The organism is Stenotrophomonas sp. P5_A9, from assembly GCF_056400525.1.
Genome location: NZ_JBFULC010000004.1, coordinates 20,818 through 44,754, shown reverse-complemented (window position 1 = coordinate 44,754; position 23,937 = coordinate 20,818). Strand labels below are relative to the sequence as shown.

Below are 23,937 nucleotides of genomic sequence, written 5' to 3'. Positions count from 1 at the left end.
GACCTGCGGGGCAGGGTGATGGCCATGGGGGGTGCCGGATTGATCACTGGGTTTTCGCGGCCTTCAGGGCTTCAAGGACGGTGTCTGCGTGGCCGGCCACTTTGACCTTGCGCCACGCCTGCACGATACGACTGTCGGGCGAAATCAGGAAGGTGCTGCGTTCGATGCCACGCACCTGCTTGCCGTACATGTTCTTCAGCTTGATCACATCGAAGGCGGTGCACAACGCTTCGTCGCCATCGCTGATCAGCGGGAAGGCGAAGCCCTGCTTGGCGCAGAAGTTGTCGTGGGATTTGACCGAATCGCGGGAGACGCCGAACACGCGGGCGCCGGCCTGGGTGAACTGCGGGAGCAGCGCGTTGAAGTCGATGCCTTCGGTGGTGCAGCCTGGCGTGCTGTCCTTGGGATAGAAGTACAGAACAAGCCATTGGCCGGCGAGCGTGCCGAGGGTGGTGGTTTCACCGCCGGACAGTGCCAGCGGGAGATCGAGGGTGGATCTGTCCAGGGTGTCGCCGATGTTCATGAGGTCCTTTTTCCGGAGCCTGGGGCAAAGCTGTTACAGACGTGCGTCATCACACCTGCATGAAACATCGCGCGCCCGTGACGAACGCGCGAAAGATCAGAACTTCATCGGATCCATGATCGCGTCGAGGTTCAGGTGGTCGCAGAACTCCAGGAAATCGTCGCGCAGCGCGGCGATGTGCATGTTCGCCGGTACGCCGATGGTGACCTGCGCGGAGAACATTTCCGCCCCGGTCTGCATGGCGCGGTAGCGGGTGCTCTGCAGGTTCTCGATGGTGATGCCCTGGCGGTCGAAGAAATCGGCCAGCTGGAACAGGATGCCCGGCTTGTCGGCGGCGATCACTTCCACGATGTAGGGCAGCAGGTTGGACTGCGCCTGCTTGGCACCGGTGCGGTACCAGACCAGCTTCAGGCCTTCCTCGCGCTCCAGGCGGGTGAGCATGGCTTCCAGCTTTGCCACCGAGTCCCACGAGCCGGTGGCCAGGGCGGTCACCGAGACATCGCGACCCACCGTGGACAGGCGGGCATCGACCAGGTTGCAGCCGCTGTCGGCGATACGCCGGGTGACGGGCAGCAGGGGGGACTCCGGATGCGTCGTATAGGCGTTGATCAGGAGATGGTTTTCGGTCGGCGCAGGCCGCGGCGTGGTGTCGGTCAAGATGGTTCCGGGTGATACAAGGTGAGTCTGAACGGCCGACGACGGCACGTTCGCCGGAGTCCAGCATACTTGCCCGCGCTTTCGACCCGCAAGTAACATGCAAAGTACATCCGGCCGGCGTTTACGCAGGTGGGGTGCCCCCTTTCTTCCGAGCAACGTTTCCTTGTCCCTTTCCGGTCTCATCACCGCGCTGGCCACGCCTTTCCAGGCGAGCGGCGCATTGGATCCCGACGGTTGGCAGCGCTTGCTGCACCTGCAACTGGAGGGTGGTGTTCACGGGGTGGTGGTGGCCGGTTCGACCGGCGAGGCCGCGGCCCTGTCCGACGACGAGTACGACCAGCTGCTGCGCAGCGCGGTGAAAACCGTGGCCGGACGCGTCGCCGTGCTGGCCGGTACCGGTCTGTCGGGGACGGCCAAAACCATCGAGCAGACCCGCCGCGCGGCCGCCAATGGCGCCACCCATGCGCTGGTGGTGACCCCGCCGTACGTGCGCCCGACCCAGGCCGGACTGATCGCGCACTACCGCGCGGTGGCCGACCAGGGCGGTCTGCCCGTGATCCTGTACAACGTGCCCGGGCGTACCGGCTGCGACATGTTGCCGGAGACCGTGGCCGAACTGGCTGCCCATCCCAACATCGTCGGGATCAAGGAAGCGGTGGGCGATGTCGGCCGCGTGCAGGCGCTGCTGGCGCTGCGTTCGCCGGCGTTCGCCATCCTCAGTGGCGATGACGGCACCGCCGCACGCTCGATCCTGTCCGGCATCGATGGCCTGATCTCGGTGGGCTCCAATGCCTTGCCGGGCGCCTACCGGCGCATGTGCGACCTGGCTGCGGCCGGCGAGCGCGACGCGGCCGAGGCGTGGGATGCACGCCTGGAGCCGTTCCATGCATTCTGCGGCGTGGAGTCCAATCCGATCCCGGTGAAGGACCTGCTGCGCCGGATCGGCATCGGCCACGGGCTTCGCCTGCCGCTGCTGTCCCTGTCTGCGGCCCATCACGCCGCTGCCGAACACCTGGCCACCGACATCGGTGCGCTGGAAGCACTATCCAACCACTGATCGACAGTGGTAACCTAGGAGATTCACATGCGTCAATCCGTTTCCGCCATCCGCGTGCTGTCCTTCGCGATCCTGGCCACCGCCACCCTCGTGGGCACCACCGGCTGCTTCAAGCGTGGTGCGAAGGGCGACTACGCGCTCGCGCCGGAAATGCGTCCGCTGGAAGTGCCGCCGGACCTGAACGTCCCGGGCGGCAGCGCCACGGCCCAGGTGCCGGCATTGGCCTCGCAGTCGGCCAGGCCCGCGCCGGCCGCTGCCGGCACGCAGGCACCGGCCGCCAATGCTGCCGGTTTCACCGTGCAGGGCACCAAGGATGAGGCGTTCGGCAAGGTCGGCACCGCGCTGGACGCCATTGCAGGGGTGAAGATCGCCAGCAAGGCCCAGCTGCTGGGTTCCTACGATGTGGCCTATGAAGGCAGCGACTTCCTGGTGCGCGTGGTTGGCGTGGAAGCCGGCGCGTACATCTCCGCCGTTGACCCGCGTGGCCTGCCGGCTACCGGTGCTGCCCCGACCAAGCTGCTGGCTGAGCTGAAGKCGAAGCTGGCGCCGTAAGGGCGTGTGCGGACCCGGCCGTTGTCCGGGTCCGTGCCGCGTGCCGCGATAAGGAAACCGGGTAGAGCCGAGCCATGCTCGGCTGCTTCCGGATCGGCGCAGCCGAGCATGGCTCGGCTCTGCCGGATGGGCTAGCCGAGCATGGCTCGGCGCTAGCGGACATGAAAAGGGCGCCCTTGGCGCCCTTTTTCAGTGCGGCACGCTGGCGTGGCTCAGCGCTCCAGCAGCGGCAGCTTGTCCGGCTTGCCATCCCATTCGCCGGCGTCGGCAGGCGGGTCCTTGCGCACGGTCAACACCGGCCAGGCCTTGGCCAGCTCGGCGTTGAGGCCGACGAACACTTCCTGCCCAGCGGGCACGTCGTCTTCGGGGAAGATCGCGTTGACCGGGCACTCGGGTTCGCACAAGGTGCAGTCGATGCACTCGTCCGGGTCGATCACCAGGAAGTTCGGGCCTTCATGGAAGCAATCCACGGGGCACACTTCCACGCAATCGGTGTGTTTGCACTTGATGCAGTTTTCGGTGACGACAAAAGGCATGGCTGGATCTGGATCCGACAGTAAGCCGGACAATTCTAGAACAGGTTGGCCGCTGGCGCGGGATTGGATGTCACTTGTTGGTGCAACCGGGCCGGCCGCAGGCGCCCATCACCAGCGGAACGGGGTTTCTGGCAGTCCGGCGATGCCGGTTTCCACGACGAACACGCTGCCCGCGTAGGGGGCGGCTGCAAGCGCTTCAGGGCTGTGGTCCAGGCGCGAGCTGGTGACCATCAGCTGGCTCAGCCCCGGTCCGCCCAGCGCGACGCAGGTGGGGTTGCGGACCGGCATCGGCACGATCCGGTCGATCCGTCCGTCGGGCAGGTAACGGACCACCCGCGAGGCGCGCCACTGCGCATTCCACAGGCTGCCGTCGGCATCGATGATCGCCCCGTCCGGCTCCCACGCCGGGTCCTCCAGCCGGGCGAACCGGCGGGGATGGCTGCACTGCGCGCGCTCGGCGTCGTAGTCACAGCACCACAGCTCCGGCCGCACCGAATCGCAGTAGTAGAGGGTGCGGCCGTCGGCGCTGAAGCAGATCGCGTTGGGGATCACCACGCCAGGCAGGTCCAGCAGGCGCAGGCCGTGGCGCGTGCTGTACTGGTAGAAGCGGCCGAGGGGCTCGCGCGCAGGGTCCTCGTTCATGGTGCCGAACACCAGGTTGCCGGCGCGATCGGTGCGCCCGTCGTTGCTGCGGGTGGTGGGCTGTTCCGGTTGCACGTCGGCCAGCCACTGCAGGCGCAGCACGCCATCGGGTGCATCGATATCCACTCGCTGCAGGGAGCCGGCCAGGGCGAGCAGCAGTTGGCCATCCTCGCCTTCGGCCAGGCAGCCGGGGCGGTCGGGCAGGGGCCAGTGGCGGGGCGTGCCGATGGACGCCTCGTACTGCCACAGCCGCCGCGCGCTGATATCCACCCAGAACAGGCACTGCCGACGCGGTGACCACAGCGCGCCTTCGCCGTGGGTGCAGCGGCTGTCGACCAGCAGGGCGGGGGCGGCGGTATCGGCAGGCATCATCAGGGCAGGGGGATCGCGGCAGGGCCGGGCATTCTGCCACCGCCGGGGGCAACGGGTCGTGGGCATCGGCGGTATGCGCGACAGGACGTGTCGTCTCCGGGCCGATCCCGACCGCGGGCATGGTGTCGCTGCCCACACCTGTGCGACGCTGCGGCCATCCCGTGGTCGCGCGGTTGGGCGGCCGTCCTTTTCTTCGGCCAGGTGCGTCCATGTCCACACCGCTTCCCCGATCCGCCAGCAGCGGTGAGAACACCGCGTTCATCGTCCTGATCAGCTGCGTGGCCACCCTCGGTGGTTTCCTGTTCGGCTTCGACAGCGGGGTGATCAACGGCACCGTCGACGGGCTCAAACAGACCTTCCAGTCCAGCCAGGCCGGCATCGGCTTCGAGGTGGCCTCGATGCTGCTGGGCTGCGCGTTCGGTGCGTTCTTCGCCGGTCGCCTGGGAGATCGGCTCGGCCGGCGCGGGGTGCTGATCATCGCCGCGGCGATGTTCCTGCTGTCGGCGCTGGGTGCCGGTGCGGCGCACAGCTCGGCGCTGTTCGTGCTGGCGCGGGTGATCGGTGGCGTCGCGGTGGGTGCGGCCAGCGTGATGTCGCCGGCCTACATCGCCGAGGTGGCCTCGGCGCGCTATCGCGGTCGGCTGGCCACGATGCAGCAGATGGCGATCATCACCGGGCTGTTCTGTGCATTCCTCAGCAACTACCTGCTGGCGCGTGCAGCCGGGGCGTCGACCGAACCGCTGTGGCTGGGCCAGGAGGCCTGGCGCTGGATGTTCTGGATGCAGGCGTTGCCGTCGGCGCTGTTCCTGGTGCTGTTGCTGCGCATCCCGGAAAGCCCGCGCTACCTGGTTGTCAAGGGGCGGCATGCGCAGGCGCTGGGCGTGCTGACCCGGCTGTACGGCGCGGAGGAGGCGCGGGTCAAGGTCGCCGAGATCGAGGGTTCCCTGGCCGGCGACCAGCACCGGCCGCAGCTGTCGGACCTGATCGACAAGCGCGCCGGTGGGCTGCGCCGCGTCGTCTGGATCGGCATCGGCCTGGCCGTGTTCCAGCAGCTGGTCGGCATCAACGTGGTCTTCTATTACGGTGCGGTGCTGTGGCAGGCGGTGGGCTTCTCCGAGAACGACGCACTGCTGATCAACGTGCTCTCCGGTGCGCTCAGCATCGGGGCCTGCCTGCTGACCATCGTGCTGATCGACCGGATCGGGCGGCGACCGCTACTGTGGGTCGGCTCGCTGGGCATGGCGGTGTCGCTGGCGCTGGTCACCGTGGCGTTTGCCAGTGGCACCCTGGACGGCGGCCGGCTGCAACTGTCCGACGGCATGGGGCGGCTGGCGCTGATCGCGGCCAATGTCTATGTGGTGTTCTTCAACATGTCCTGGGGGCCGGTGATGTGGGTGATGCTGGGCGAGATGTTCCCCAACCAGATCCGCGGCTCGGGGCTGGCCGTGGCCGGTGCGGCGCAGTGGAGCGCCAATTTCGCCATTACCGTCAGCTTCCCGGTGCTGCTGACCGGGATCGGCCTGGCCGGTGCCTACGGCATCTACACGGTGGCTGCGGTGCTGTCGATCTTCTTCGTGCTGCGCTATGTGCGCGAGACCAAAGGCAAGGAGCTGGAGCAGATGGAGGGCTGAGCTTGGCCGGCCCTGCAACGCAAAAACCCCGCCGGAGCGGGGTTTCTGGTCGTTCTGCACCGCGACTGGTGCTCCCTAGGGGACTCGAACCCCTGTTTTAGCCTTGAGAGGGCCACGTCCTAACCTCTAGACGAAGGGAGCAGGCTTTGTCGCGAACTGCGCAGCGCGCTAGTATATGGACCTAGATGCCATTGGGCAATCCCGAAAACTCAACCGGAAGCGCCAACATCAATTCTTCTGCTACATCACCGTTCAGCCTGCGCGTGATTCCGCGCGACCAGCACACCATCTCCCGCAAGGACATCAGCCCGAACGCGTTGCGCGTGTTGTACCGGCTGCGGGATTCCGGGTTCGCCGGCTACCTCGTAGGTGGCGCCGTGCGCGACCTGCTGGTCGGTGGCAACCCCAAGGACTTCGACGTGGCCACCGATGCCACGCCCGAGCAGGTCAAGGCGCTGTTCCGCAACTGCCGCCTGATCGGCCGCCGTTTCCGGCTGGCCCATGTCGTGTTCGGTCGCGAGATCATCGAGGTGGCCACCTTCCGCGCCAACATCGATGACGGCAGCGGCGACCGCGAGATGGAAAACGGCATGCTGGTCCGCGACAACGTGTACGGCAGCATCGAGGACGATGCGATCCGCCGCGACTTCACCTGCAATGCCCTGTACTACGCCATCGAGGACTTCTCGGTGCGCGACTACACCGGCGGGTTCGAAGACGTGCAGGCGCGCCTGATGAAACTCATCGGCGACCCCGAGAAGCGCTACCAGGAAGACCCGGTGCGGATGCTGCGCGCGGTGCGCCTGGCGGCCAAGCTCGGTTTCCAGATCGACGACGCCAGTGGCGAACCGCTGCCGCGCCTGGCCGGCCTTCTGGCCGAAGCCGCGCCGGCGCGCCTGTTCGAGGAAGTGCTCAAGTTGTTCCTGTCCGGGCACGGCGTGGCCAGCTTCGAGGGCCTGGAGCGTTACGGCCTGCTGGATGTGATGTTCCCCGAGAGTGCCGCCGCACTGCGCAGCAACCGCAGCGGCGCGTTGCGCCGGATGGTCATCGAAGGCCTGCACAACACCGACCTGCGCGTGGCCAACGACGAGCCGGTGTCGCCTTCGTTCCTGTTCGCGCTGTTGCTGTGGCCGGCGTTCTGCCGCGCGCTGGCCAGCCTGCAGAAGCAGGGCATCGCGCTGGAAGAGGCGCAACGCCGCGCCGCAGACCGGGTGACCCTGCACCAGCTGACCACGATCGCGCTGCCGCGCCGCTTCTCCCTGCCCATGCAGGAGATCTGGCTGTTGCAGGGCCGTTTCAGCTCACGCCAGCGCAAGCGCGTGATCCGCACACTGACCCATCCGCGCTTCCGCGCCGCCTATGATTTCCTGGTACTGCGCCAAGTGGCTTCCAGCGAGCACAGCGCCGATGTGGAGTTCTGGCGCGAGGCCCAGTTGCAGTCCGGCACCGAGCTGGATTCGGCGCTGGATGCCGCGCACGTCGAGGGCGAGGGTGATGAGGACGGCGCACCGCGCAAGCGCCGCCGTCGCCGCCGCCGTCCGGGCGGGACTGCTGCAGGCGAGTAAGCGGTGACCGTCGCCTGCATCGGGTTGGGCGCCAACCTGGGGGACGCCGCGCAGACCCTGCGCGATGCGTTCCAGGCGCTGGCCGCATTGCCGCGCACCACGCTGCAGGCGCGCTCGCAGCTGTACAGCACGCCGGCCTGGGGCAATGAAGACCAGCCGGCCTTCGTCAATGCCGCCGCGCTACTGGATACCGCGCTGAGCGGGCCGGAACTGCTGGACGCGCTGCTGGCGATCGAGCGCGGCTTCGGCCGGGTCCGCACGCTCGGCGTGCACTGGGGCCCGCGCACGCTGGACCTGGACCTGCTGCTGTACGGCGAGGCGGTCATCGACCTGCCGCAGCTGCAGGTGCCGCATCCCTACCTGCACGAGCGCGCCTTCGCGCTGCTGCCGCTGGCCGAAATCGCCCCGGATGCGGTGATTCCCGGGCACGGCCGCGTGCGGGATGCTGTGGTGCGGGTCCCGGCCTGCGGGATCGCGCCAATAGGGGGATAATGCCCCGCTTATCGCCACCGGTTATCAGCTCATGAGTACCCACGCAGACAGCAAGCCCTGGACCGTGCCCGCGTTGGCCGAGGCCAAGCGCAACGGGCAGAAGCTGGTGATGTTGACCGCCTACGACGCCGGTTTCGCGCGTGCGTTCGATGCCAATGGCGTGGACCTGATCCTGATCGGCGACTCGCTGGGCATGGTGGTGCAGGGGCATGATTCGACCCTGCCGGTGACCACCGACGACATGGTCTACCACACCCGCGCCGTGGCCCGCGTGCTGCAGCGGGCGCTGCTGGTGGCCGACCTGCCGTTCGGCGCCGATGCCACCCCCGAGCGCGCGCTGGATGCCTCGTTGCGCCTGCTCCAGGCCGGTGCGGAGATGGTCAAGATCGAAGGCGCCGGCTTCAAACTGGACGTGATTCGTTACCTGGTCGAGCGCGAGATTCCGGTGTGCTCGCACCTGGGCCTGACCCCGCAGTCGGTGCTGCGTCTGGGCGGTTATCGCGTGCAGGGCCGCGGCGACGCCGCCCAGCAGTTGCGTGACGACGCCAAGGCCGCGGTCGACGCCGGCGCCACGCTCATCGTGCTCGAGTGCGTGCCCACCCCGATTGCCACCCAGGTCACCGCCGACGTGGCCGTGCCCACCATCGGCATCGGTGCCGGCCCCGGCTGCGATGGCCAGGTGCTGGTGCTGCATGACTTCCTCGGCCTGGACAGCGGCCATCGCCGACCCAAGTTCGTCAAGGATTTCCTTGCCGAAGGCGGTTCGGTCGCCGGTGCCGTCCGTGCCTACGCCGACGCCGTGCGCGACGGCTCCTTCCCCGACGCAGAACACGCCTACGCCTCATGATCGAAACCGTCACCGAACTGTCCCGCCTGCGCGCCGTCGTCAACGGCTGGAAGCGCGAGGGCCTGCGCGTCGCGCTGGTCCCCACCATGGGCAACCTGCATGCGGGCCACTATTCGCTGGTCACGCTGGCGCGGCAGTACGCCGACCGCGTGGTCTCCAGTGTCTTCGTCAATCCGACCCAGTTCGGCCCGAACGAGGACTTCACCCGCTACCCGCGCACCCCCGAGGCGGACACCACTGGCCTGGAGCAGGCCGGCTGTGACGTGCTGTGGCTGCCGACGGTCGAATCGATGTATCCGTTCGGCGTGGCGCTGGCGGCCAGCGTCAACGTGCCGGGCATCAGCGGCCTGCTGGAAGGCGCGCATCGCCCCGGCCATTTCGATGGCGTGTGCACGGTGGTCTCGCGCCTGTTCAACCAGGTGCAGCCGGACGTGGCCGCCTTCGGCAAGAAGGACTACCAGCAGCTGGCGGTGATCCGGCAGATGGTGGAAGACCTGGCTTTCCCGATCCAGATCGTCGGCGGGGACATCGTCCGCGAAGGCGACGGCCTGGCGATGAGCTCGCGCAACCAGTACCTCAACGCCGAACAGCGCCCGGTGTCGACCACCATCCACCAGGTGCTGCTGGGCATGCGCGAAGGCTTCATCGCCGGCAAGACCCGCAGCCTGATCGAAGCCGAGGCCACCGCCGCGCTGCAGGCGGCCGGCTTCCAGGTCGACTATGCCRTGGTGCGCCTGCCGGACCTGTCCGAGCCGGCAGACGCCAACGACGGCACCCGCGTGGCCCTGATCGCCGCGCGCATCGGCAACACCCGGTTGATCGACAACCTGGAGTTCTGAGGCCAAAGCGGCAGTGTCGACATACGAAGGGCGCCGGAGGGCGCCCTTCGTCATTGCTGGGGATTACTCGAATGGAGACGTGCCTCACTTGCACCGGAACGCGCTGATAGCGTAAGTTCACGTTTCGTTCACATGCGTGAATCCAAGGACAGGGATGGCTCACCTAGGATGTGCAGTGTGGAAGTGCGTGGCGGCAGGGTTGGTGGCGATCCTTGCCTTTGCGCCGCTGGGGGCGAAGGCGCAAAGCGAGGCCAACTTCTCCTGGGATGAACTAGACCGAAGACTGCCGTCCAGTAGCAGGGTCGAGGCTCTCGGGCCGACGCTGATGGGCGATGAGGTCAGCTTGTCCGACGGCGGTCTGGCTTTCTCGGTAGTGGATGTGAGCGTCCCTGGCAACAATGCGCTGCCGGTAGAGTTGAGGCGCCGGTACTCCGTCAAGGATCGCAAGGACACCATCAACGACGGCATGCTGGCCGACTGGCAGATCGATGCCCCTAACATCAGCGGCGTGTTCGCCCCGGACTGGATCAATACCGGTGAGCAGCCTGGCCGCCGGTGCTCGGCGGCCACCCTGCCGCCTGTGCCGATTCGTCATCAGCGTTCCGACTTCTGGCAGGGGCTGACGCTCAACGTCCCGGGCGGTGGAGAGATGCTGCGGCGGGCTGTCAACGCTCCCGCGCCTGCCGATGGAGCGTCTTATCCATGGAACAGCTCCGGGCAGATCCAAGTGGCATGTCTGGCGGCGATCCGCAATGGCGACGGGGAGGGGTTTATTGCACTGGCGCCGGACGGGACCAAATATCGTTTCGATTGGATGGCGCAGAACTCCGATCGTCGGGTGCGGCAGGTAGTCGGCTACAGCCCGAATACCGGGTCACCCTATTCGACGTATCTGAACCGTCGACACAATGCGCTCTACGCCACACGGGTAGAAGACCGCTTCGGCAACGCTGTCGAGTACACCTATGCAAACGCATGGAACCAACCGGCAAGGCTGACCCGCATTGCATCCAGCGATGGCCGCGTACTGAACATCAACTACACCGGCAGTTTTGTCAGTTCCGTCAACGACGGCGTACGCACCTGGCAGTACACCATTGACGGAATCTACAAAACCCTGACCCGGGTCCAATTGCCTGACTCAAGTGCGTGGAATATTCAGTTCTTGGATTTTGCGACGGCGCGCATCGAACACCCGGTGCCCCAGTATGAAACGCCACCCCTCAACGGCGACGGATTTCCGGTCGGCTCGGTGGTCCTGCCGACTGACATCTTCCGTACCTGTTCGGAGCAGATCCTTGCGCCGTCGATCGGCAACGTCGGCAACCCGATCGAAAGCCTCACCGGCACCGTCGTTCACCCGTCTGGCGCGGTTGCTACGTTCACGGTGGACCTGCAGCCGCATGGACGCAGCCATGTGCCATTGACCTGCAGCAACGTGACAACGGTGGGCAGCAATCCGCCCTACTGGGGATATGGCAACGATCCGACCGACGACGTTCCGATCTATCCCATTTTCGCCTACACATTGACACTGCGCAGCAAGACCCTGCAGGGCAAGGGGATGCCTGCGGCGAATTGGACCTATGAGTACCTTCCAAATTTCGGCTTCGACCGCTATCCCGGTACCACCGAGGAATACCCGGTCTGCCCGTACAACACTTCAACGCAATGCGAGCAACCGCTGTGCACGTCCGAAAGCTGTGCCCAATCCAGCATCACCACTGTGCATGAGACGGATGGGCGCTGGCGACGATTCCGTTACGGCAATACGTATCGCTACAACGAAGGCAAGCTGCTGCAGGAAGAGGTCGGTAGTGGCACCTCGGTACTGCGCTCCACAACGTACAGCTACGACCTGAGCCGGGAAGACGCAGCATATCCGGCGCGTTATGGCACCAGTCTGAGACTCAATGGTGATGGCTTCCAGGGGGAATTCCATCGCCCGCAGATCCAGCGGACCATCCAGCAGGACGGCGTGGCGTACACCCGCGCCAGTACGGTGCTGGATGTGTTTTCACGGCCTACGGCCATTGCGCGATCCAACACCATCGGCTACCTGCGCACCGAGTCGGTTGGCTATTTCGACCAGTCTTCGCTGTGGGTGCTTGGCCAGGTCAGCCGTTCCGCTTGCATCGCACCCGCTTCATGCGCCAACGATGTGATGTTCAGCGTGGACTACGACCCATCCCTGGCGGTGCCGTTACGGACCTATCGCTTTGGTGCGATCGATCAGAATCTGACGTATCACGCGGACGGAACAGTTGCCAGCGTGGCCGATGCCAGAAGTTTGGCCGGAATCGATACAGCGGTTCATCTGTTGAACTGGAAGCGCGGCTATCCGCAGACGATTACCTATCCCGGCGGCCAGTCGAAGCGGGCCGTCGTGAACGACCAAGGCTGGATAACCTCTGAAACCGACGAGAACGGCTTCGCCACCAGCTATGCCTACGATTCAATGGGACGATTGAGTCAGGTAGTCTACCCCGCCGGTGACGCGACCATCTGGTTCAACAAGTCGCTGGGGTTCCGCCAGCTCACAAACGCCGATCCGTTGCCACCGGGTGTCATGGCCGGGCAGTGGCAGGAGCTGGTTGCGCAGGGAAACTACCGCAAGGCCACGTATTTCGATTCGATGTGGCGGCCTGTGCTTACCCAGGAATATGACGAGGCGGACCGTGCTTCGACGCTGAGCGTGGTATCGCGGGAGTACGACGCCTCCGGTAGGACTGTGTTCCAGTCCTATCCCAGCCGCGATGCAGTTCCGCCGGCGGTGGGTGAGTGGACGCGCCATGACGCGCTCGATCGAATGACCGAGTCCCGTCGCGATTCCGAGCTAGGCCAGCTTGTCACCCGCAATGAATATTTGCCGGGTAACCAGATCCGGACAATCAATCCCAAGGGAGCAATCACACTCACCGCCTACGATGCCTACGACGAACCGCAGTACGAGCTTCCGGCAAGCATGGATATGCCCGGAGGTATCCATATGGAGATCAATCGCGATGCCCACGGCAAGCCCCTGACCATCAGCCGGGTGGGGGCAGCGCAATGAGCCGCGTCGAACGACAGACAAGGGGAGCGCTGTCGCTTCTCCGCATCCTCATGGGCCTGGTGATGTCGGTCTGGGCGCTTCATGGAGCCGCACAGTCGCCGAATGCCGCGCGCTTCCGCGTTACAGCCACCAGCGGCAGCCAGCTGGTGGCCCCGGGCAACGTAGCGCTAAAGGTCGATCTGCTCGACGCCATCATCAATGGGGTCTATGAAGCAATCGACCATTCCTCTATGTACCTGATGCGCAATGGCGAACTCGTCGTGCTGGATGTCGATTGGGATCACCCGACCACGCAGTACTACAACGAGCAAGGCCTTGCTGCAGGCACCTACGATTTTGTGTTCATGGGGGTGGCGATATCCCACGATGCCTCGGGCAATGAGCGCTACCGGGAAGTACAGTCGCCGCTGGTGCGCGTCACCGTAAGCCAGCCCACGGGCTCGTTGTCGGCGAACCCGTCCAACTGCGTGATTCCTTGGGGCGCCAGTGCGTGCAGCGTCACTGTCTCGTGGAGCTCCAACGCTGCATCGGCGCAACTGTTCATCTCCAATCCCCAAGGGGCTGGTCCGGTTCTGTTGGCGCAAGGGGCAAGTGGATCGCAGGGCGTGTCGTCCATTACGGCTGCGGGCGCACGCCTCTCGCTGCGCGAAGGCGCTTACGTGCTGGCCAACATCGATGTCACCGGCATTCCCACGCCTAACCAGCAGCCGCAGGTCAGCCTTGTCGCACCGCAGGCCCATCAGGTGTTCCAGGCAGGTGCGGCGGTGGTGATGCAGGCCAGCGCCAGTGATGCGGATGACGGCATTGCACGTGTCGAATTCCTTGTCGACGGCCAGTGGGCAGGCGCCTCTACAACGGCTCCGTATGCATTCACCTGGGTGGCAACTGCAGGTGCGCACCAGCTCGTCGCGCGCGCCTTCGACACCCGGGGCGCTCGGGTGGATTCCACATCGATCCCGGTCTTCATTGCGTTGCCGCCATCTGTAACGCTCACCTCGCCTTCGCCCGGTGCGGTTCGGCGGGAGCCAGGCAGCTTTGTCCTGGCGGTTGCGGCTTCCGACCCGGACGGCACCATCCAAAAGGTGGAGTACCTCGTCAACGGCAACGTTGTGGCGACAACGACTGACGCACCGTTCTCGTCCTCGGTGGGCGGATTGCCTTCCGGCGTCTACGCGTTTGTCGCGCGCGCGACAGACAGTCATGGCCTGTCGGCGACCAGTGCACCGGTCAGCGCCACGGTGTTTGCCTCCAGTAGTGGGGCCGAGGGTCAGTCCGTCACACGGCGCTACACCTATAACGCGCGGCAGTTGTTGTGCAGGGTGGAAGAGCCTGAAACCGGCGTCACCCTGACGGGGTACGACCCGGCGGGCAACCTAGCCTGGAGCGCGGCCGGCCTACCGGGCAATGCCGCCTGTGAAGAAGCAGGGGACAGCGTCGAGGTGGCCAGCCGCCGCGTGGACCGCACCTACGATGCGCGCGGGCGCCTTGCCACGCTGCATTTTCCCGACGGCAAGGGGGACCAGATATGGGCCTATACCGCCGATGGCAAGCCCTCGGCGATAAGCGTATCCAACCCTGGCGTCGCGGTCCCGACGGTCACCACCTACGCCTACAACCGCCTGCGCCTGCTGGTGGAGGAAAGTCAGCAGCTTCCGGATGGGCGTGCCTGGACGGCGTCGCATGCCTACGACGCGCATGGCAATCGCAGTAGCATGCGCTACCCCGGTTCGGGACTGGTCGTGGATTACGCGCCTAATGCGCTGGGTCAGCCAACCCGGGTAGGCAGCTTCGCCGCAGGCGTTCAATGGCATGCCAACGGTGCGATCAAGCAGTTCGCGTACGGCAACGGCGTGGTGCGGACCCTTGCCCAGAACACGCGCCAGCTTCCGACACGCGTATCGGACTGCGTGGGGGCTACCGGCTGTTCCGGGTCGGGCACGCGTTTGGATCTTGCGTATGCCTACGACCCTGCCGGCAATCCGGTCGAGATCACCGATCTGCGCAATGGCCGTCAGAGCCGGACTATGCAGTACGACGCCGCGGACCGGCTTGTGCACGTCAATTCGTCGATGTTCGGCGAGGCATTCTACGAGTACGACCCGTTCGATAACCTGCGTCTGAACGTAGTGGCGGCAGGGAGCAGCCCGCGTGCTCACCACTACTGTTACGACCAGAACTGGCGGCTGACCAATGTGAAGGAGGGCGGGTGCAACGGGGCGACCGTCATCGGGCTCAGCTACGACGTCCAGGGCAACCTGCACCCGAAGAACGGCCAGGAGTTCCGCTTCGATTTCGGCAACCGCCTGCGCGAAGTGGTCGGCAAGGACTGGTATGCCTACGACGGGCAGGGGCGGCGCGTATTGAGCTGCAACGGGGCAGGCTGCTCGAATCAGATGTACAGCGCTGACGGCTGGCTGCTGTATGTAGACGATGCACGCAACGGCACCCGCACCGAACACATCCATTTGGGCGATGGGTTGATTGCCCTGCATGACACGGCTGCGGGCAGCGGTGCGGTCAACACCCGATACCAGCACGCGGACCTGCTGGGCTCACCGGTGGCGGAGACGGATGGGTGGGGGGATCTGACAGAGACGCTGGAGTACGAGCCTTACGGCGAGCAGATCAATGGGGTACTGAGGGATCGGCCTGGGTACACCGGGCATGCGTTGGATGCTGCGACTGGGCTGAGTTACATGCAGCAACGGTATTATGACCCTGCGCTTGCAATATTCGTGTCTGCAGATCCAGTTATGGTGGATCTTAAAAATGCGCGCAACTTCTGCAGGTACTGTTATGCGGCGGATAGTCCATATCGCTTTATCGACTCAGATGGGCGTGCAGAAAGTCCAGCGTGGATGCGGTCTTTCATCCCCGGTCAGATTGCATGGGATGCGGCAGTAACATCTGCAGAGCGCGGAGAGTACGGAATGGCCGCCGCGCAGGGGGTGCTGGCTGTCGCGGAAGGCACGATGTCCATTATGACTTTGGGGCATGCGCAAGGTGTCGCGGCCACCGGTCGTGCCGCGTTGATTATGCGAGCGGAGTCCAGATTTGCTGCAGATTCCGCGGAGGTGGTCTCAAATTTGAATCCAAGGAGTCTTCTAGGTCGCCAAGGCCCGAACGAGATGTCAGGAAGTCAAATAAAGAGGATGGCCAATGATATGAGAATGAATGGTTACAATCCGAGTGAGCCAATAGAAGCCGCAACCTTTGAGGGCAAGAGAATTATCATCGATGGTCACCATCGCGCTGCGGCAGCGATTAAGGTGGGCTTGAAGGAGGTTCCAGTGCGTGAAATTCAAGTGACGCCCTCGCAGGGGCGGCAACTTCTTCAAGAGGCGGCAGAGGCAAGAGTGAGGGATTGCTGATGGAATTATTAGATGTCCATTGCCTTCTGAAATTCTCAGGATTGCAAATCGCTCTGGTTGCTGAGTTGGAACGGCGTCACCCCCATTTTCGTGAGGGTTTTCTACTCTCTTTGCCGGGGCGTGGGGTCGTTTTGACGGATAGCGGTGAGTGGAAGTTCAGGAAGCATGGGCTTGGTGTCGTGTTCGTCAGGGCTTCGGACGATTTGACGATCGATGCACATAGATTCTATCCGGACCTCGCCAGTCCGATTGATGCATGGCGCTTGCGCTCTTTTCTTGAGAGCATTCACAAAAGAGAATTCGAAGTCGCGACCGTGCAGGAATCAATTGAAAGGCTAGTTCGTGACGGTATGCTTCGCGAATCAAATCACCCAAAGGTCTACGAGGTGGTCTAGGCAAGCGGCTATCCTGCGAGTAATCATGAGCGTTTCACATCTAGAGAATGGCTTGATCTGAACGAGAATCTCTTTCGCTCGAAGGGATGTCGTGTTCAGTTCAACGATCATGAGGGCGGGCGAGTGAGTCTGATCTCGACGGGCAACACTGCGTCGGGACCATAGCTTGCTGGCACGGTGAAATTTAAGAATTACAGTTCAACTCGGCGTTGGATGGAGAAGTGGTTGCGCTTGAGTCCCTGAAAGGTGTGATCATCGAGGAAGTGGCTGCTCGAGCTTTCTTCGGGTTCATATGATCAAGCGCTGCCTTTGGGAGGGGGCGATGGACTTCGCATTGCTGCGGATTTGGCTGGAAATTCCGGAACAGCGGGTGCAGCCGATACGTGGCGGAGGTGCGGACCACAGGGCTGCAAGTGACCACGGCGTTTGGTTTGAAGCGGATTGCGCCTTTATCACCGTCTTGGATCTAAAAGAGTGACAAGAGTTGAGTGATATTCTCAGCTCGTTTTGTTGGTCCGGTTGAATTCAATCACATTGCTGCAGAGATATAGTTTAATTCGCAGCAACTATGTAGGATGGATCGGGAGCGGAAAAATGGTGGGATGGGATGGAGTTCTCTTCCCTCGCTAGAGTTTTTTGACTCCGATGTTGGAATGAAATTCGGGCTTTCTGAATTTCCAAGTTTCATCGAGGACGCCTGTGCTTATCTGTGGGTAATTCCCAGTTAGGTAGTTGGGGTGCTCCGACGTATGGAGTAAGAGTGCTGATAGATGGTCGCGACGCTTTACAGGCACATCTCATCGCTGGTTGAGATTGGGCCTCAACCCATGATGCCTTGGGTCACACCCGGTGGGTCCGAGCCCCTTGCACCGCAAGCCTCAAGCCTGGCGCGCTGACGCCTGCCCCCCGGGTGCTAGAATTTCCCTTTCCTTTACCGTTGTCGCGCGCCATGCACCTCTCCCTGCTCAAGACCAAGATCCACCGCGCCACCGTCACCCACTCCGAGTTGAACTACGAAGGTTCCATCGCCATCGATGACAACCTGCTGCGGGCCACCGGCATCCGTGAGTTCGAACAGGTGCATATCTGGGACGTCACCAACGGTGCGCGTTTCTCCACGTATGCCATCCGCGCCGAAGCCGGCAGCGGCGTGGTGTCGCTCAACGGCGGCGCCGCGCGCCACGTGCAGGTGGGCGACATCATCATCATCGCCGCGTTCGCCAGCATGAGCGAAGAAGAAGCTGACAGCTTCCGCCCGAAGTTGGTATATGTGGACGGCAAGAACCAGATCTCCCACACCAACGACAGCATCCCGACACAGGCCGCATGACACAGCACAACGGATTCGACCCGCTTCACTCCCATGCCCAGCGCCTGCGTGGCGCGAGCATCCCTTCGCTGCTTGCCGCCGAACCGGAGCGGGCACGAACGTTGGGATTGCGGGTCGGTCCGTTGTACGTCAATTTCGCACGGCAGAAGTACGACCGCGCGGCGCTGGACGCACTGCTGCAGCTGGCCGCCGAGCGCGATGTCGCCGGCGGCTTCCAGCGGCTGTTCCGCGGTGAGACGGTCAATGTGACCGAAGGCCGTGCGGCGCTGCATACCGCGCTGCGCGGCGACCTCAGCGGTGCGCCGGTCGCCGGCGATGCGTTCGCCACGGCCGCCCAGGTACGCGCGCAGATGGGCGAGCTGATCGCCGCGCTGGAAAACACCAACGTCACCGACGTCGTCAGCGTCGGCATCGGCGGTTCGGACCTGGGTCCGCGCCTGGTCGCCGATGCGCTGCGGCCGGTCACCGGCGCGCGCTTCCGCGTGCACTTCGTGTCCAACGTCGACGGCGCGGCCATGCAGCGCACGTTGGCCACGCTGGATCCGGCGACCACCGCCGGCATCCTGATCTCCAAAACCTTCGGCACCCAGGAAACCCTGCTCAACGGGCAGATCCTGCACGATTGGCTGGGGGGCAGCGAGCGCCTGTACGCGGTGAGCGCCAACCCGGAGCGTGCCGCGAAGGCTTTCTCGATTTCCGCCGGCCGCGTGCTGCCGATGTGGGACTGGGTGGGCGGGCGTTATTCGCTGTGGTCGGCGGTCGGGTTCCCGATCGCGCTGGCGATCGGCTTCGAGCGCTTCGAACAGCTGCTGGCCGGTGCCGCGCAGATGGACGACCACGCGCTGACCGCGCCGCTGGCGCAGAACCTGCCGGTGCTGCATGCGCTGACCGACATCTGGAACCGCAACCTGCTCGGCCATGCCACCCATGCGGTGATGACCTACGACCAGCGCCTGGCGCTGCTGCCGGCCTACCTCCAACAGCTGGTGATGGAGAGCCTGGGCAAGCGCGTGCAGCTCGATGGCAGCCCGGTCGCCAGCGACACCGTGCCGGTGTGGTGGGGCGGGGCGGGCACCGACGTGCAGCACAGCTTCTTCCAGGCGCTGCACCAGGGCACCAGCGTGATCCCGGCCGATTTCATCGGCTGCGTGCACAACGATGACCCCTATGTGGTCAACCACCAGGCACTGCTGGCCAACCTGCTGGCGCAGACCGAAGCGCTGGCCAACGGCCAGGGCAGCGACGATCCGCACCGCGAGTATCCCGGTGGCCGGCCGAGCACGCTGATCCTGCTCGACGCGCTCACCCCGCAGTCGCTGGGCGCGCTCATCGCCATGTACGAGCATGCCGTGTTCGTGCAGTCGCTGATCTGGAACATCAACGCCTTCGACCAGTTTGGGGTGGAGCTGGGCAAGCAGCTGGCCAGCCAGCTGTTGCCGGCGCTGCAGGGCCAGGCGCATGCGATCACCGATCCGGTGACGCTGGAAGTGCTGGGTCGGCTGAAGGCCTGAGTCTCTCGCCGGTGTCGGCCACGGGTCGGTGCCGGCCCACCATCAGACAGGAGTCGCAATGCACCAGGACACCCCCGCACCTCGCCCCACGCCCGACCAGGCCGGGCACCCCGACCACGCGATGTACCAGCAGATCCGCGACGGCGTGGCCGCCATCGACGCCCAACATGGGCGCAGTTTCGATGACACCAGCGAGCGCCTCACCGCCAGCCTGTTGCCGCTGGCCAAGGAAAACGGCCTGAGCCGGGTCGATCACGTGGTGCTCAGCCAGCAGGGCACTGAAGCCAAGCCGGGCGAGTACGTGTTCGTGGTGCAGGGCGCGTTGGACAATCCGGCCCACCTGCGGGCGCACACGGCGACCGCCGACGCGGTGCAGACGCCGGTGGACGCCTCGTTCCAGCGGGTGCAGGCCGCCGATGCGCAGTCGGTTGCGCGCGAACGCAGCAATGACGAACAGCTACGCCAGCAGAACCCGCAGCACGCCCCGCACACGCAGGGCTGATTCCCACGCGGTAGCGCCACGCCAGGCGTGGCTGCCTTGTTCCGCGAGGCTCGCGCGATAGGGGGCTTTACGGCCGCTCCGGACTCGGTCGCTTGGCCAGCTTGCGCTGCAGCGACCGCCGATGCATGCCGAGCAGGCGCGCGGCGGCCGATACATTGCCGCCGGTCTCATGCATCGCCTGCTGGATGTGTTCCCACTGCAGGCGGCTGATCGGGGTCATCGCATCCGGTGGCTCCATGTCGCCGTCGTCGGCCGGGCCATCGTCTTCTTCGCCCAGCGCACGCAGGATCATCGGGACCGTAGCCGGCTTGGGCAGGTAATCGTCCGCGCCGAGCTTGATCGCCTCCACTGCGGTGGCGATGCTGGCGTAGCCGGTGACCAGCAGGATCCGCATGTCCTCGCGCAACGCGCGCAGCGGCTGGATCAGCGACAAGCCCGACTCGGCGCCGAGCTTCAGGTCGATCAGCGCATACGCCGGCGGGTTCTGTCGGGCGAGCATCAACGCCGAGGCGGTATCGCTGGCGGTGACCGTTTCCAGGCCCTTGCGGGCCAGGCTGCGCTGCAGGGTGCGCAGGTAGAGTTCGTCGTCGTCGACCAGCAGGCCATGGCTGGCGGCGGGCAGGGCGGGGAAGGTCATGCGGAAGTCTCCGGAGGCGTCAAAGGCAGGCGGAAGCCGACGCGGGTGCCGGCACCGTTGGCCGGCCGCATCCACAGTTCGCCGTCCAGGCGTTCGATGGTGGCGTGGGACAGGGCCAGGCCCACGCCCATGCCCTGGGCCTTGCCGCTGTTGAACAGGGTGCCGGGCAACACCGCCTGGCGGGCGTCGAAGCCGTGGCCGTAGTCGCGCACTTCGCCGATGAGGTCATCGCCCTCGATACGCACTGTCAGGTCCACCTGTGGGCGCTCGGCCTTCTCGCCGGCGTCGGCCGCGTTGTTGAGCAGCACCATCAACAGGTGGCCGATGCCCGGGTCCAGCGGCAGTTTCAGCGGGGCGTCGTCGTTGCGCTTGAGGGTGATGGTCGGGCGTACCAGCCGCCATTGCTCCAGCACCTGCGGCAGGGTTACGTGGTCGCGGCCGGGCGCGTCGCCGGCGGCGGGCCGGGCCAGCGCCAGCACCCGTTCGCGGCACTGCACCAGCAGCTCGCGCAGCGTGTCCACGTCGTCGCGCACTTCGCTGCTGTTGGTCTGGTCGGCGATGTCGTCGGCCAGCAGGGTCATCGTCGCCAGCGGGGTGTTCAGTTCGTGCGCCACCGAGGCGGCGTGGGTGGCCAGGGCGACGATGCCTTCATTGCGCACGAAGCGCTCGCGCAACATCGCCAGTTCGTGTTCGCGCTGGCGCAGCGCCATCGCCAGCCGGGTGGCGAACACCAGCACCACCGTGGCCGAGAGCAGGAAATTGCAGACCACGCCCCACTGGTGCATCTGCATTGCAGTGAACCAGCCGGCGGGCAAGGGCAGGCCGAAGATGCCGCTGACCGCGTAGCCGAGCAGGCAGCTGGCGGCCACGGCCAGGGTCCAGCGCAGCGGCAGTGCGAGCGCGGCCAGGGCGATCAGGATCAGGAACAGCGAACCGAACGGATTGGCGATGCCGCCGCTCCAGCCGACCATCCAGGTCAGCACGGTCACATCGACCAGGATGTGGCAGAAGGCGGTCACTGGCGCGGTATCGGCGCTCTCCACCCGCAGCTGCGCGTACAGGTTGAACAGCGCCAGCGCGGCCACGCCCGCCCACAACGGGCGCTGCGGCAGTTCCAGCCCGAGCACCCAGGTGGCCACCAGGATGGTCGCGGCCTGGCCGGCCACGGCCAGCCAGCGCAGGCTGCACAAGGTGCGGAGGAAGGGGGCGTCGGTACCGGTCATCACCGCACATCCTATGCGCTCGCCGCGCCGCCTGCCTGCGACAATCGGCCGCATCGGCGCTGGCGGTCCCGTAGTCGGCCAACATGCGCGCCAACCACAAGATGAGTGCCAACCAACGGTTGGCACCTACGGTCACGTTTGGCGCGCTAAAATAGCCTGATGCATGACGCCGTCACCCAACCGACCCAACCGTCCGACACGACCGTGTGGGCCCGCCGCCAGACCCAGGCCGTCCGTATCGGCGGTGTGGTCGTAGGCGGAGGCCAGCCCGTGGTGGTGCAGTCGATGACCAACACCGACACCGCCGATGTGGCCGCCAGCGTTAAGCAGGTCGCCGAACTGTGGCGGGCCGGCTCGGAGATGGTGCGCCTGACCGTCAACAATCCCGAGTCGGCCGCAGCGATCCCGCGCATCGTGGAGAAGCTGCGGATGATGGGCATCGAGGTGCCCCTGATCGGCGATTTCCATTACAACGGCCACCAGCTGCTGACCCAGGAGCCGGCCTGCGCCGAAGCCCTGGCCAAGTACCGGATCAATCCGGGCAACGTGGGGTTTGGCAAGAAGAAGGACACCCAGTTCGCGCAGCTGATCGAATTTGCGATCCGCTACGACAAGCCGGTGCGCATCGGGGCCAACTGGGGCTCGCTGGACCAGTCGCTGGCCGCCCGCCTGATGGACGAGAACAGCCAGCGCGCGCAACCGTGGGATGCCGGCCGGGTGCTGCGCGAAGCGCTGATCCGTTCGGCGCTGGATTCGGCCCATACCGCCGTCGAGCTGGGCCTGCCGCGCGATCGCATCGTGCTGTCGGCCAAGGTCAGTGGCGTGCAGGAACTGATCGCGGTGTACCGCGATTTGGCCCAGCGCTCGGACTTTGCCCTGCACCTGGGCCTGACCGAGGCCGGGATCGGCAGCAAGGGCATCGTCGCCTCGTCGGCGGCGCTGGCGGTGCTGCTGCAGGAAGGCATCGGCGACACCATCCGCATTTCGCTGACGCCCGAACCGGGCCAGTCGCGTACCGCCGAGGTGATCGTTGCGCAGGAACTGCTGCAGACCACCGGCCAGCGTGCCTTCACCCCGCTGGTCACGGCCTGCCCGGGCTGTGGGCGGACCACCTCCGAGTTCTTCCAGGAACTGGCCAAGGTGGTACAGAACCACGTGCGCGGGAAGATGCCGGAATGGAAGGTGAGCCACCCCGGGGCGGAAAACATGACGCTGGCGGTGATGGGCTGCATCGTCAACGGGCCGGGCGAATCGCGGCATGCCAACATCGGCATCTCGCTGCCCGGTACCGGCGAAACGCCGGCTGCGCCGGTGTTCGTGGATGGCGAGAAGACGGTGACGCTGCGCGGTGACAACATCGCCCAGGAATTCGTGGCGCTGATCGACGATTATGTCGAACGCAAGTATGTCCGAAGCGTCGGATAAGCCAACGGTGCTGGCCGCCCCCGAGGCGGCCGCCGGTTTCCGCCATTGGATGGCCCACAACGCCTGGCGTTTCGTGCTGCTGTTCGCCGGAGTGCTGCTGCCGCTGGCCGGCTTCGTCGCGCTCGCCGACGAAGTGCATGAGCTGGAGTCGTTCTATTTCGACGCGCCCTTGCTATGGAAGCTGCACGGCCTGCATTCGCCGGGGCTGGACCAGTTCTTCGTGCTGCTCTCCAAGCTGGGCTATGAGTGGTTCCTGATCCCGGCCGACGTGCTGATCGTCGGCATGCTGCTGTGGCGACGGCGCTGGCGTGAAGCCAGTTTCGTGGCGATCTGCTTCGTCGGTTCGGCGTTGTTGAACATGGGCAGCAAGCAGTTTTTCCAGCGCGACCGCCCCAGCCTGTGGGAGTCGATCGCCCCGGAAAGCACGTTCAGCTTCCCCAGTGGGCATGCGATGGGCTCGATGACCCTGGCGGTGACGGTGGTGCTGTTGGCCTGGAACACTCGCTGGCGCTGGCCGGTGCTGGTGGCCGCGCCCTTGTTCAGCGTGCTGGTCAGCGTGTCGCGGGTCTACCTGGGCGTGCATTACCCCTCCGACATCCTGGCCGGTTGGTGTGCGGCTCTGGTTTGGGTGGTAGGGTGCTTCCTGGTCATGTTCAGGCGCCGCGCGCCGTGGCGGCACCGGCACTGAACCGGTCCGGATGCGTGGGATGCCGATTGCGCCGGGGCGCAGGCGTACACTGATAGGCGTAGTAGACCGATATAGCCTGGGGTGAAA

Annotated in this window: 22 protein-coding genes and 1 tRNA gene; 16 read left to right on the top strand and 7 right to left on the bottom strand. The window is 65.2% G+C overall.

Translation table 11 applies throughout. The features are described from left to right. Positions 1 to 43: 43 nt before the first annotated feature. On the bottom strand, positions 44 to 523 hold the full coding sequence (locus AC1DR7_RS02165) for a peroxiredoxin (RefSeq protein ID WP_457318593.1): 480 nt from the start codon (positions 521 to 523) through the stop codon (positions 44 to 46). 96 nt (positions 524 to 619) lie between these two features. After that, positions 620 to 1,180 (bottom strand): glycine cleavage system transcriptional repressor, encoded by a 561-nt coding sequence (locus AC1DR7_RS02160; RefSeq protein ID WP_256774098.1) that lies wholly within the window; start codon positions 1,178 to 1,180, stop codon positions 620 to 622. A 163-nt stretch (positions 1,181 to 1,343) separates the two neighbouring features. Between AC1DR7_RS02160 and dapA the strand changes: the two genes are divergently transcribed. Both dapA and AC1DR7_RS02150 read left to right on the top strand, forming a co-directional pair. Next, on the top strand, positions 1,344 to 2,237 hold the full coding sequence (gene dapA / locus AC1DR7_RS02155) for a 4-hydroxy-tetrahydrodipicolinate synthase (RefSeq protein WP_457318592.1): 894 nt from the start codon (positions 1,344 to 1,346) through the stop codon (positions 2,235 to 2,237). Positions 2,238 to 2,264: 27 nt separating this feature from the next. Beyond that, on the top strand, positions 2,265 to 2,789 hold the full coding sequence (locus AC1DR7_RS02150) for a hypothetical protein (RefSeq protein WP_478076379.1): 525 nt from the start codon (positions 2,265 to 2,267) through the stop codon (positions 2,787 to 2,789). A 212-nt stretch (positions 2,790 to 3,001) separates the two neighbouring features. On the opposite strand, the gene fdxA is transcribed toward AC1DR7_RS02150, so the two are convergent. Both fdxA and AC1DR7_RS02140 read right to left on the bottom strand, forming a co-directional pair. Next, positions 3,002 to 3,325 (bottom strand): ferredoxin FdxA, encoded by a 324-nt coding sequence (gene fdxA / locus AC1DR7_RS02145; protein ID WP_108764771.1) that lies wholly within the window; start codon positions 3,323 to 3,325, stop codon positions 3,002 to 3,004. Between the two features lie 108 nt (positions 3,326 to 3,433). Then, positions 3,434 to 4,336 carry an SMP-30/gluconolactonase/LRE family protein gene (locus tag AC1DR7_RS02140; RefSeq protein ID WP_478051496.1) on the bottom strand — a complete coding sequence of 301 codons (903 nt, stop codon included), beginning with the start codon at positions 4,334 to 4,336 and terminating at the stop codon, positions 3,434 to 3,436. Positions 4,337 to 4,548: 212 nt separating this feature from the next. Between AC1DR7_RS02140 and AC1DR7_RS02135 the strand changes: the two genes are divergently transcribed. After that, positions 4,549 to 5,970, top strand: coding sequence for a sugar porter family MFS transporter (locus AC1DR7_RS02135; protein WP_457318589.1), 1,422 nt, complete (start codon positions 4,549 to 4,551; stop codon positions 5,968 to 5,970). A gap of 66 nt (positions 5,971 to 6,036) precedes the next feature. Here the strand turns inward: AC1DR7_RS02135 and AC1DR7_RS02130 are convergent. Beyond that, positions 6,037 to 6,111, bottom strand: a tRNA-Glu gene (locus AC1DR7_RS02130). A 50-nt stretch (positions 6,112 to 6,161) separates the two neighbouring features. Between AC1DR7_RS02130 and pcnB the strand changes: the two genes are divergently transcribed. The 11 genes from pcnB to AC1DR7_RS02075 all read left to right on the top strand — a co-directional run bounded on the left by pcnB (position 6,162) and on the right by AC1DR7_RS02075 (position 19,877). After that, entirely contained in the window at positions 6,162 to 7,535 is a 1,374-nt protein-coding gene (gene pcnB / locus AC1DR7_RS02125; RefSeq protein WP_478051497.1) for a polynucleotide adenylyltransferase PcnB, read from the top strand. A 3-nt stretch (positions 7,536 to 7,538) separates the two neighbouring features. Next, positions 7,539 to 8,027 carry a 2-amino-4-hydroxy-6-hydroxymethyldihydropteridine diphosphokinase gene (gene folK / locus AC1DR7_RS02120; protein ID WP_457318588.1) on the top strand — a complete coding sequence of 163 codons (489 nt, stop codon included), beginning with the start codon at positions 7,539 to 7,541 and terminating at the stop codon, positions 8,025 to 8,027. A 31-nt stretch (positions 8,028 to 8,058) separates the two neighbouring features. Then, positions 8,059 to 8,874 (top strand): 3-methyl-2-oxobutanoate hydroxymethyltransferase, encoded by an 816-nt coding sequence (gene panB, locus AC1DR7_RS02115; protein ID WP_256774091.1) that lies wholly within the window; start codon positions 8,059 to 8,061, stop codon positions 8,872 to 8,874. Beyond that, positions 8,871 to 9,713: a pantoate--beta-alanine ligase gene (gene panC, locus AC1DR7_RS02110; RefSeq protein WP_478076378.1), complete on the top strand. Its 843-nt coding sequence runs from the start codon at positions 8,871 to 8,873 to the stop codon at positions 9,711 to 9,713. Before panB ends, panC begins: the two co-directional genes overlap by 4 nt. Positions 9,714 to 9,915: 202 nt before the next feature. Next, on the top strand, positions 9,916 to 12,768 hold the full coding sequence (locus AC1DR7_RS02105) for an RHS repeat protein (protein ID WP_478053001.1): 2,853 nt from the start codon (positions 9,916 to 9,918) through the stop codon (positions 12,766 to 12,768). Then, positions 12,765 to 16,139: an RHS repeat-associated core and ParB-like nuclease domain-containing protein gene (locus AC1DR7_RS02100; protein ID WP_457488911.1), complete on the top strand. Its 3,375-nt coding sequence runs from the start codon at positions 12,765 to 12,767 to the stop codon at positions 16,137 to 16,139. Before AC1DR7_RS02105 ends, AC1DR7_RS02100 begins: the two co-directional genes overlap by 4 nt. After that, complete coding sequence (locus tag AC1DR7_RS02095; RefSeq protein WP_478054518.1) at positions 16,139 to 16,534, top strand: DUF6896 domain-containing protein; 396 nt, start codon at positions 16,139 to 16,141, stop codon at positions 16,532 to 16,534. Before AC1DR7_RS02100 ends, AC1DR7_RS02095 begins: the two co-directional genes overlap by 1 nt. Before the next feature lie 322 nt (positions 16,535 to 16,856). Further along, complete coding sequence (locus tag AC1DR7_RS02090; RefSeq protein WP_457320071.1) at positions 16,857 to 17,012, top strand: hypothetical protein; 156 nt, start codon at positions 16,857 to 16,859, stop codon at positions 17,010 to 17,012. A 471-nt stretch (positions 17,013 to 17,483) separates the two neighbouring features. Continuing rightward, complete coding sequence (panD, locus tag AC1DR7_RS02085) at positions 17,484 to 17,864, top strand: aspartate 1-decarboxylase (RefSeq protein WP_457320069.1); 381 nt, start codon at positions 17,484 to 17,486, stop codon at positions 17,862 to 17,864. Beyond that, positions 17,861 to 19,375, top strand: coding sequence for a glucose-6-phosphate isomerase (pgi, locus tag AC1DR7_RS02080; protein ID WP_478053052.1), 1,515 nt, complete (start codon positions 17,861 to 17,863; stop codon positions 19,373 to 19,375). The genes panD and pgi overlap by 4 nt, the downstream gene beginning before the upstream one ends. A 58-nt stretch (positions 19,376 to 19,433) precedes the next feature. Beyond that, positions 19,434 to 19,877 (top strand): XVIPCD domain-containing protein, encoded by a 444-nt coding sequence (locus AC1DR7_RS02075; protein WP_256774084.1) that lies wholly within the window; start codon positions 19,434 to 19,436, stop codon positions 19,875 to 19,877. 67 nt (positions 19,878 to 19,944) lie between these two features. On the opposite strand, the gene AC1DR7_RS02070 is transcribed toward AC1DR7_RS02075, so the two are convergent. Together AC1DR7_RS02070 and AC1DR7_RS02065 are read right to left on the bottom strand one after the other, a co-directional pair. Continuing rightward, positions 19,945 to 20,514 carry a response regulator transcription factor gene (locus AC1DR7_RS02070; RefSeq protein WP_256774083.1) on the bottom strand — a complete coding sequence of 190 codons (570 nt, stop codon included), beginning with the start codon at positions 20,512 to 20,514 and terminating at the stop codon, positions 19,945 to 19,947. Then, positions 20,511 to 21,737 carry an ATP-binding protein gene (locus tag AC1DR7_RS02065; protein ID WP_256774082.1) on the bottom strand — a complete coding sequence of 409 codons (1,227 nt, stop codon included), beginning with the start codon at positions 21,735 to 21,737 and terminating at the stop codon, positions 20,511 to 20,513. Before AC1DR7_RS02065 ends, AC1DR7_RS02070 begins: the two co-directional genes overlap by 4 nt. A 159-nt stretch (positions 21,738 to 21,896) precedes the next feature. On the opposite strand from AC1DR7_RS02065, the gene ispG reads away from it, so the two are divergent. Together ispG and AC1DR7_RS02055 are read left to right on the top strand one after the other, a co-directional pair. After that, positions 21,897 to 23,162, top strand: a complete 1,266-nt coding sequence (gene ispG / locus AC1DR7_RS02060; RefSeq protein WP_256774081.1) for a flavodoxin-dependent (E)-4-hydroxy-3-methylbut-2-enyl-diphosphate synthase — start codon at positions 21,897 to 21,899, stop codon at positions 23,160 to 23,162. Continuing rightward, complete coding sequence (locus AC1DR7_RS02055) at positions 23,143 to 23,850, top strand: phosphatase PAP2 family protein (protein ID WP_256774080.1); 708 nt, start codon at positions 23,143 to 23,145, stop codon at positions 23,848 to 23,850. Before ispG ends, AC1DR7_RS02055 begins: the two co-directional genes overlap by 20 nt. The last annotated feature ends 87 nt before the right edge of the window (positions 23,851 to 23,937 follow it).

Excerpts from the sequence above, each read along its gene's own strand:
- AC1DR7_RS02055 (WP_256774080.1), top strand. The coding sequence starts at position 23,143 with ATGTCCGAAGCGTCGGATAAGCCAACGGTGCTGGCCGCCCCCGAGGCG.
- AC1DR7_RS02140 (WP_478051496.1), bottom strand. The coding sequence starts at position 4,336 with ATGCCTGCCGATACCGCCGCCCCCGCCCTGCTGGTCGACAGCCGCTGC.
- fdxA (WP_108764771.1), bottom strand. The coding sequence starts at position 3,325 with ATGCCTTTTGTCGTCACCGAAAACTGCATCAAGTGCAAACACACCGAT.
- ispG (WP_256774081.1), top strand. The coding sequence starts at position 21,897 with ATGCATGACGCCGTCACCCAACCGACCCAACCGTCCGACACGACCGTG.
- AC1DR7_RS02070 (WP_256774083.1), bottom strand. The coding sequence starts at position 20,514 with ATGACCTTCCCCGCCCTGCCCGCCGCCAGCCATGGCCTGCTGGTCGAC.
- AC1DR7_RS02090 (WP_457320071.1), top strand. The coding sequence starts at position 16,857 with ATGGACTTCGCATTGCTGCGGATTTGGCTGGAAATTCCGGAACAGCGG.
- panB (WP_256774091.1), top strand. The coding sequence starts at position 8,059 with ATGAGTACCCACGCAGACAGCAAGCCCTGGACCGTGCCCGCGTTGGCC.
- AC1DR7_RS02075 (WP_256774084.1), top strand. The coding sequence starts at position 19,434 with ATGCACCAGGACACCCCCGCACCTCGCCCCACGCCCGACCAGGCCGGG.
- AC1DR7_RS02100 (WP_457488911.1), top strand. The coding sequence starts at position 12,765 with ATGAGCCGCGTCGAACGACAGACAAGGGGAGCGCTGTCGCTTCTCCGC.
- AC1DR7_RS02135 (WP_457318589.1), top strand. The coding sequence starts at position 4,549 with ATGTCCACACCGCTTCCCCGATCCGCCAGCAGCGGTGAGAACACCGCG.
- panD (WP_457320069.1), top strand. The coding sequence starts at position 17,484 with ATGCACCTCTCCCTGCTCAAGACCAAGATCCACCGCGCCACCGTCACC.
- AC1DR7_RS02165 (WP_457318593.1), bottom strand. The coding sequence starts at position 523 with ATGAACATCGGCGACACCCTGGACAGATCCACCCTCGATCTCCCGCTG.
- AC1DR7_RS02065 (WP_256774082.1), bottom strand. The coding sequence starts at position 21,737 with ATGACCGGTACCGACGCCCCCTTCCTCCGCACCTTGTGCAGCCTGCGC.
- AC1DR7_RS02095 (WP_478054518.1), top strand. The coding sequence starts at position 16,139 with ATGGAATTATTAGATGTCCATTGCCTTCTGAAATTCTCAGGATTGCAA.
- pgi (WP_478053052.1), top strand. The coding sequence starts at position 17,861 with ATGACACAGCACAACGGATTCGACCCGCTTCACTCCCATGCCCAGCGC.